The 8,098-nt window shown below is 32.1% G+C and carries 7 protein-coding genes and 3 tRNA genes; 9 read left to right on the forward strand and 1 reads right to left on the reverse strand.

Annotation, left to right across the window (positions count from 1 at the left end; genetic code table 11):
* Positions 1 to 185: 185 nt before the first annotated feature.
* Positions 186 to 941 carry a glycerophosphodiester phosphodiesterase gene (locus B2X73_RS09870; protein ID WP_125349032.1) on the reverse strand — a complete coding sequence of 252 codons (756 nt, stop codon included), beginning with the start codon at positions 939 to 941 and terminating at the stop codon, positions 186 to 188.
* 168 nt (positions 942 to 1,109) lie between these two features.
* Between B2X73_RS09870 and guaA the strand changes: the two genes are divergently transcribed.
* From guaA to B2X73_RS09915, 9 genes are all read left to right on the forward strand, one after another.
* Positions 1,110 to 2,642: a glutamine-hydrolyzing GMP synthase gene (gene guaA / locus B2X73_RS09875; RefSeq protein WP_125349033.1), complete on the forward strand. Its 1,533-nt coding sequence runs from the start codon at positions 1,110 to 1,112 to the stop codon at positions 2,640 to 2,642.
* A gap of 73 nt (positions 2,643 to 2,715) precedes the next feature.
* Positions 2,716 to 3,285: a xanthine phosphoribosyltransferase gene (gene xpt, locus B2X73_RS09880; protein ID WP_219034709.1), complete on the forward strand. Its 570-nt coding sequence runs from the start codon at positions 2,716 to 2,718 to the stop codon at positions 3,283 to 3,285.
* Between the two features lie 74 nt (positions 3,286 to 3,359).
* Positions 3,360 to 4,532 (forward strand): hypothetical protein, encoded by a 1,173-nt coding sequence (locus B2X73_RS09885; protein ID WP_286495801.1) that lies wholly within the window; start codon positions 3,360 to 3,362, stop codon positions 4,530 to 4,532.
* A gap of 145 nt (positions 4,533 to 4,677) precedes the next feature.
* Positions 4,678 to 4,748 (forward strand) — tRNA-Gln (locus B2X73_RS09890).
* A gap of 92 nt (positions 4,749 to 4,840) precedes the next feature.
* Positions 4,841 to 4,911: transfer RNA gene (locus tag B2X73_RS09895), tRNA-Gln, on the forward strand.
* A 39-nt stretch (positions 4,912 to 4,950) separates the two neighbouring features.
* Positions 4,951 to 5,021, forward strand: a tRNA-Gln gene (locus tag B2X73_RS09900).
* 81 nt (positions 5,022 to 5,102) lie between these two features.
* Entirely contained in the window at positions 5,103 to 5,645 is a 543-nt protein-coding gene (locus B2X73_RS09905; protein ID WP_038334626.1) for an RNA polymerase sigma factor, read from the forward strand.
* 44 nt (positions 5,646 to 5,689) lie between these two features.
* Entirely contained in the window at positions 5,690 to 6,247 is a 558-nt protein-coding gene (locus tag B2X73_RS09910; RefSeq protein WP_038334631.1) for a C40 family peptidase, read from the forward strand.
* An 8-nt stretch (positions 6,248 to 6,255) separates the two neighbouring features.
* On the forward strand, positions 6,256 to 8,082 hold the full coding sequence (locus tag B2X73_RS09915) for a hypothetical protein (RefSeq protein WP_286495803.1): 1,827 nt from the start codon (positions 6,256 to 6,258) through the stop codon (positions 8,080 to 8,082).
* The last annotated feature ends 16 nt before the right edge of the window (positions 8,083 to 8,098 follow it).

Consider the following 8,098-nt stretch of genomic DNA (forward strand, 5'->3'; position numbering starts at 1 on the left):
ATCAAACTATTCAAATAATTTTCGGTGTCCTGTAAACTCTCAAAAGCCAAATTAATAGGATATTCGTTGTTCCAAATTTTAAAAATATACTCTTTATGAATTTGGTTCAATGTTGTAAATGAATAGATTTCGAATGAATTAAGTTGAGGCATAAAATGATTTCTTATTCCGCTAAATATACTAATTTATTTAGTCAAAATTTCTTTTAAAATCAAAGGTTTGTCAGTTGTAATATAATCAGCTTTCATATCGATCATTTCTTGCATCACTTTTGGGTCGTTAACTGTCCAAACATTAACCAATAATCCCAAGTTTTTCGCTTCTTTCACCCAAGTAGGATTTTTCTGAAAAATGCTGTAATGATAATCAATTCCATTCCAATTTCTCTCTTTTACTTCTTGAGGAGACAAATCTCCGGCTAAATAAGAAACGTGAAATTTTGGTGCTAATTTCTTAAATTCATCACAAATATTTTTACTAAATGAAATGATTTCAACTTGTTTTTCTACTTTATGTTTTTTGATGATTTCAATCGCTTTTTTTACTGCACGATCTTCATTTTCTTTTGATGAGTGAGGTTTTAATTCGAAAATTAATTTGACATTCTTATTCTTTTTTCCTTGTTCAAAATATTCTTCTAAAGTTGGCATGTTTTCGTTGTTAGCCAATTTCAACGTTTTTAAAAGAGAAGAATTTGTAGTTTCGATTGTATGACCTTGGTAATGATCATCATGATTCACCATCAAAACATCATCAGCACTAATTAATACATCAAATTCAGAACCATAAGCACCAATTTCTTGTGCAGATTTTAATGATTTAATCGAATTTTTTGCGTTGTTTTCGGTGTCCCAATAACCACGATGAGCAATAATTTTTTGAGCATTTGCCATGTTTGTAAGCATAAAGGTTGTTAAGGCAGTAAATATAATTTTTTTCATGATGAATTGTTTTTTCAAGGTAAAATTATTTCGATTAATCGGTTTTAAAGTTATGAAAATATTAAGTTCTTGGAAAACTATAAAAATCTACCTAAAAGAATGAAAAATGACGTGAATAAAATTGTGATTGCGCCGAATTTCACTTAATTTTGCACAAAGACAAACACAATGACGCAAGGAATTATTATTTTAGATTTTGGCTCGCAATACAATCAATTAATCGCGCGCCGAATTCGAGAATTTGGAGTTTATACAGAAATTATTCCCTACAACACTTCGATCGAAGAAATCAAAAAACACAATCCAAAAGGAATTATTTTATCAGGAGGACCTTCTTCAGTTTTTGGAGATGAAGCCGCTTTGGTAGAAAAAGAATTATTCGAAATGGGCGTTCCTGTTTTAGGAATTTGCTATGGAATGCAATTGATTTCGCATTTATTAGGTGGAGAAGTTAAGAAAGGAGAAAAAGGAGAATATGGAAAATCTGAATTAACAGTTTTAGCTCAAAACAGTTTATTCGCAGGAGTTCCAGAACAATCTACAGTTTGGATGAGTCACTTCGATGAAGTGATGACAGCGCCAATAGGATTTACAATTTCAGGAAAATCAAATATAGATATTGCGGCAATCGCAAACGAAGATAAAAAGATTTTTGCGGTACAATTTCACCCAGAAGTTACACATTCAGAATATGGTTCAACAATGTTAGAAAACTTTGTTTTCAATATTTGTCAGGCTGAAAAGAATTGGGTTTTAAAAGATTTTATCGAAACAGAAATTGCTCGTATAAAAGAAGTAGTTGGTGATAAAAAAGTGATTTTAGGACTTTCAGGAGGTGTTGATTCTTCTGTTGCAGCGGTTTTAATTCATCGTGCAATTGGCGATCAATTAACGTGTATTTTTGTTGATACTGGTTTATTGAGAAAAGATGAAGGGAAAAAAGTAATGGAAAATTACGGAAAGCACTTCAACATGAACATCAAAATGGTAGATGCTTCAGAACGTTTCTTAACAAACTTGAAAGGTATCGATGAACCAGAAGCAAAACGTAAATCAATTGGTAAAGATTTCGTGGCTGTTTTTGATGAAGAATCAAATAAATTTGAAGATGCAGCATTCTTAGCGCAAGGAACTATTTATCCTGATGTAATCGAATCGCAATCTGTAAAAGGACCTTCTGCAACTATTAAATCTCACCACAATGTTGGTGGATTACCAGAAGATATGAAACTTCAATTATTAGAACCATTACGCGAATTATTCAAAGATGAAGTACGTAAAGTTGGAGTAGAATTAGGTATTCCTCGTGAATTAGTTTACCGCCATCCTTTCCCAGGACCAGGTTTAGGAATCCGTGTTTTAGGTGAAGTAGACGAAGAAAAAGTACGTATTTTACAAGAAGCAGATCAAATTTTTATTGACGAGCTTTATGCACATAATTTATACGACGAAGTTTCTCAAGCTTTCGTGGTTTTATTACCTGTAAAATCTGTTGGAGTAATGGGAGACGAGCGTACGTACGAATATACGGCGGTTGTTCGTTCTGCAAATACGATCGATTTTATGACAGCAACGTGGTCAAAATTACCTTACGAATTCTTAGAATTAGTTTCGAATAGAATTATCAATGAGGTAAAAGGAATTAACCGTGTAGCTTACGATATCAGCTCAAAACCACCAGCAACTATCGAGTGGGAATAAGCTGAAAAATATATCAAAGCCAGCCAATGTGCTGGCTTTTTTTCTATGTAAACTTTAAAAAACTAAATATTAAATGGAACTTTTAAAAGAAAGAATTCTGAAGGATGGAAAAAGTTTCGATGGTGGAATTCTAAAAGTTGATAGTTTTATCAACCACCAAATGGATCCTGTTCTGATGAAAGCAATTGCGTCGGAATTTGTCCAGCGATTTTCGGATTTAAACATTAATAAAATCATTACAATCGAAGCAAGCGGCATTGCTCCAGCGATTATGGTTGGATTAGAATTGAATTTGCCTGTTGTTTTTGTGAAGAAAGCAAAGCCTAAAACAATGACAGATTTTTATGCGTCGCAAGTGTATTCATTCACGAAAGACCGAACGTACGATGTTTGCGTAAGTAGTCAATTTTTGAATGAAAATGATCATGTTATTTTTATTGATGATTTTTTAGCGAATGGAAATGCAGCGTTGGGTGTTGAAAATTTGATTAAACAATCTGGCGCAAACCTTTTGGGAATGGGCTTTATAATTGAGAAATCATTTCAAGAAGGACGCGATCGCTTATTGAATGAAAATATCAGAGTTGAATCTTTAGTAAGATTAAAATCTTTGGGAGACAACTCAATTATTTTTGAAGAATAAAAAATATCAACCAAAAGCCAATTTATATTGGCTTTCTTTTTACTTTTAAAAAACAAAAAACTTACCTTGATAATATGAAAATAAAATTACTTGCCTTAACGCTCTCTTTACTATTCTTTACAAATTGTAATTCGTACAAATCGGCGAATTCAGCATTGGTTTCTGGTAATTTTCAGCAAGCTTTTGAACAATCTACGCAAGCTTATTTCAAAAATCCATCGGAGAAAAATGGAATCAAATATGTTCCATTAATTTTTGAAGCTTATAACAAAGGACAGCAAGAAGATGAAAATAGATTGAAACAAATCGAAACGTTGACTAATCCTTCTAAATATCAGGAAGCGTATCAAATTATTAATCGTTTGCAAGAAAGACAAAAAACGATTGCTGGAATTGATGGAAGATCGATTAGCGGGAAAACGTATAATTTCAAAACAAAAGATTATTCAGTAGCTTATAAAACGATTCAAGAAAAGTATGCGCAATTTTTGTACGATGAAGGAAAATCTTTTCTAAATCAAGGAGGAAAACTGAATGCACAAACGGCTTATCAAAAGTTTCAAGTTTTAGAAAGTGTTTATTCAAATTATAAAGATACTCGTAGTTTGATGAATACGGCTCGTACAAACGGAATGTATAAAGTTTTGGTGCAATTGGTGAACAACACAGAAGTTGTTATTCCTAAACTATTAGAGAAAGATTTGTTAGATTTTAATTCGTATGGATTGGATTCTAATTGGACTGAATTTTACACGGGAAAATTAAATAGTTCTTATGATTATGTAATTCAATTAAGTTTTGAGACGATAAATGTTTCACCTGAACGAGAAAAAATTGAGGTGCATAATTTTGAGAAAAAAATTGTTGATGGTAAAGAAGAATTGGTGCAAAATGGAGTAGTGGTAAAAGATAAAGACGGAAAACCCGTGATGGTAGATCGTTATATTACAGTAAAAAGTCGTTTTGAAGAAGTACAACGCATCAAGGAAGCTGCAATTACGGCAAAATATTATTTGATCGATAATCAAAAAGAGCAAGCCATCGATTCTAAAAATTTAGCAAGTCAGTTTATTTTTAGAGATTCTTACGGAACTTACAAAGGTGATCGACGTTCTTTGGATCGAGATTATATAAATATGATTGGTAGAAGACCAGCTCCATTTCCATCAAATGAGCAAATGATTTTTGATTGTGGGCAAGATTTGAAACGTAAATTCAAGAACGAAATCATCCGTATGAAGCTTTGATAAAAAAAATGTAAAAAATTTAATCATTTTTTAAAATTCATTTTCAATAGCTTATCACATAAAACGTCTGTTTTAGCTAAAAACTTGTAAAATTAGTTTTGGTGAATTAAAAAACCTTTCTATATTTGCACAGCAATTAAGACATAGACCCATGGTGTAACGGTAGCACATCGGTTTTTGGTGCCGCTAGTTGGGGTTCGAATCCCTGTGGGTCTACAAAAGTCTTATGCCTCGATAAGCAATTGTTGAGGCATTTTTATCTAACCTAGTTAAGAGAAAAGTTGCAAAAATTGAAATAAAATTTAGTCAGACCCATGGTGTAACGGTAGCACATCGGTTTTTGGTGCCGCTAGTTGGGGTTCGAATCCCTGTGGGTCTACAATTTTTTCTTTTCAATTTTAACATAATAATCATGGACAGACCCATGGTGTAACGGTAGCACATCGGTTTTTGGTGCCGCTAGTTGGGGTTCGAATCCCTGTGGGTCTACAGATTTTAAGCTTCAATATTTTTATTGAAGCTTTTTTTATACTATATATTTTGTTATATTTATCATAATTGATTTAGTAAATGACATTAGAGGACATAATTTTAGAAGCTAAAAAAGGGAAACGAAATGCTCAGAACGCAGTGATAGAGGTTTTGTGGAACAAAGTTTATCATTATGTATTTTCTAAGATTAGAAACGAAGAAGAAGCCGAAGATATCGCTATAGAAACGTTTACGAAGGTTTTTACAAAATTGAAATTATATAACGAAGATTTTGACTTTACGACTTGGGTAATTTCTATCGCACATAATACGATGATTGATCATATCAGAAGATCTCCAAAACTGAATATTTCTCTTGATGATGAAACCAATTTTTTAGAAATTTTAGAAGATCATCCTTCGCCAGAAGAACATTTGATTTTAAAACAAGATAATGACACGCTGATAAAAGCTATTGCAAAATTGAGAGAACCTTATCAAAAAATTATAGAATTGCGTTATATCGAAGATAAAACATACAAAGAGATTGCTGAAGAACTCAATTTGACCTTACCAAATGTTAAAGTTCGTCTTTTAAGAGCCAAACAATTGTTAACAGAGGTGATGCAAGATAATATTTAGTAAATTTATTCGTTGAAAATTTGTTGAAGAAAACTGGATCGAAAATGAAGAAGCACATATACCTTACAACAATTATTATCGCAAGTTTATTCTTGACGTCTTGTGGAAGTAGTAAAGTAACTTCGTATAAGAAAACTGGTTCTAAAAAAGTTTATACTTCTTCCAAAAAAAACGAATCTACAGAGGTTTTTCGTTCTAAAAATGCTGATGATAGTGCGCCTCGTGATATAAATAAAATTCTAAAAACGGCAAAATCTTACTTAGGAACACCTTACAAATATGGTGGAGTTACGAAAACAGGTTTCGATTGTTCGGGACTGGTTTATGTAAGTTTCAAGGAAATGAATTTAGAATTGCCTCGTCGTTCGAGTGATCAAGCTGAATATGGAAAAGAAATTACAATCGAAAATGTTAAAATAGGTGATTTAATATTTTTTAATACTTCAGGAAATTCAATCTCTCATGTAGGTATTGTAGAAAGTATTAATCATGACGGATCAATCAGTTTTGTACATTCTTCAACTTCGAAAGGTGTCATCATTTCTTCCCTTGATGAAAATTATTGGAAAACTAGATTTGTAAAAGCGGTTAGACTTTTATAACTTGACGTGTGCTTAAAAAAAGAACTATATTATTAACTTTTTTTGGATTACTATTTTTTAGTTTATCCATAGTTGTTAATGCTCAAGAAGATAGTGTCAAAATTGATACAGTTAGAATTGAGAATAAAAATCATTCTAAGTTTAGAAAGTTTTACCAAAAATTATTATTCAAGAAAAAACCAACGAGTTTTCCTATTCAGCCCAATAATAATGTAGGTGATGGAAAATATCAAGGAAAAATTATTCGAAATATTTACTACAAAACACAAGACCCTTTCGGATATTCTTTGCAGGACACGACAAGAAAACCGACAAAATGGATTGAAAGAACTGGAAATACACTACACGGGAAATCTAAGCAATTTGTGTTGCGTCAAAATATGTTGCTGAAACTAGGAGATAAATATGATTCTGTAAAAGCAGCTGAATCTGAGCGTTTAATACGTACCAATCGTTCTATTCGTCGAGTAGAGATTAAGGAAGAAGCTGTCGGGAATGATTCGGTTGATTTATATGTCAATTCAATTGACTCTTGGAGTATGTTTATTACAGGTTCGGTTTCGAGTTCAAAAGCTGGAATTCGCATTAGAGAGCGAAATTTTTTAGGTTTAGGACATGTGTTTGATAATCGTTACCGTCACAATTACAAAACAGGAAATTCGTTATATCAATTTAATTATACGGTTCCAAATATTGCCCAAACTCGAATTATTGGGAATGTACGTTATTTCAAAAATGAAGATAATCATTATACAAAATCAATCAGTTTTGTACGACCTTTTTATTCGCCATTAGCACATTATGCAGGTGGAGTTTCGGTTGGACAAGTGTATTTTAAAGATTCATTAGATTTCGAAAAACCTATTTTGGTTGATAACCATTTCAAATATAATTACCAAGATTATTGGTTGGCAAGAGCGTTTAGAATTGATGATGGTCATTCAGAAAATATTACCAATTTTATTGTTTCAGGGCGATTTTATGATCGATCTTATACCGAAACACCAACTCCAGAAAACGATCCTGTGAACTTTTTTTCTGACCAAACGAATTATTTAGTAGGGATAGGAATTTCTTCAAAACGATATATCAAAACAAAATATATTTTCAATTATGATATTGAAGAAGATATTGCGATAGGGAAATCATTGGGCATTATAGGAGGAATTCAAAATATTCGTCAAACTGATCGTTATTATCTTGGCGGAAAAGCTTCTGCTGGAGGTTTTTTAAATACCGGTTTTTGGGGATTTGGAGTTGAGTTTGGAGGATTTTTTAATAAAGGAAAATTTGAACAAAAAACGCTGTCTGTAGAATTACAATATATGGCAAAGTTGATAAATTGGGGAAAATGGAAGTTCAGAAACTTCATGAAAACTAATTATCTTTTGGGACATGATCGTTTAGATTCTCCTGCGGATCAACTTTCGCTTCATGAACATGATTATTTGGGAATGGCAGGTTTCAAATCGGATAGAGGCTTAACAGGTCAACAGAAATTAATGTTCGAGTATCAATTGCAATCCTATACGCCTTACGAGTTTTTAGGATTTCGTATTTCGCCTTTTTTCAATGCGATGGTTGCGGCAATTGGAGATAACAAAAAATTTATACTGAATAATAACCCAATTTATTCGCGTTTTAGTTTGGGTGTGATGTTGACAAATGATTATTTTGTGTTCAACAATATTCGTTTTTCATTGTCGTATTATCCATCAATTCCTGGACAAGGCGATAATCTAATCAAGACAAATTTATTGGATAATAGAGATTTTCAAATGATGGATTTTGACTTTTCAAAACCAAATTACATTCGTTGGAATAGGTGGGATTAAGACATAAAAAAAGCTT

This window comes from Empedobacter sp. UBA7252 (genome assembly GCF_002472765.1).
GTDB classification, from domain to species: domain Bacteria; phylum Bacteroidota; class Bacteroidia; order Flavobacteriales; family Weeksellaceae; genus Empedobacter; species Empedobacter falsenii_B.

What these genes read in the sequence shown, in the direction of transcription:
- B2X73_RS09885 (WP_286495801.1), top strand. Translation starts at nt 3,360, where the DNA reads ATGAAAATAAAATTACTTGCCTTAACGCTCTCTTTACTATTCTTTACA.
- guaA (WP_125349033.1), top strand. Translation starts at nt 1,110, where the DNA reads ATGACGCAAGGAATTATTATTTTAGATTTTGGCTCGCAATACAATCAA.
- B2X73_RS09905 (WP_038334626.1), top strand. Translation starts at nt 5,103, where the DNA reads ATGACATTAGAGGACATAATTTTAGAAGCTAAAAAAGGGAAACGAAAT.
- xpt (WP_219034709.1), top strand. Translation starts at nt 2,716, where the DNA reads ATGGAACTTTTAAAAGAAAGAATTCTGAAGGATGGAAAAAGTTTCGAT.
- B2X73_RS09910 (WP_038334631.1), top strand. Translation starts at nt 5,690, where the DNA reads ATGAAGAAGCACATATACCTTACAACAATTATTATCGCAAGTTTATTC.
- B2X73_RS09870 (WP_125349032.1), bottom strand. Translation starts at nt 941, where the DNA reads ATGAAAAAAATTATATTTACTGCCTTAACAACCTTTATGCTTACAAAC.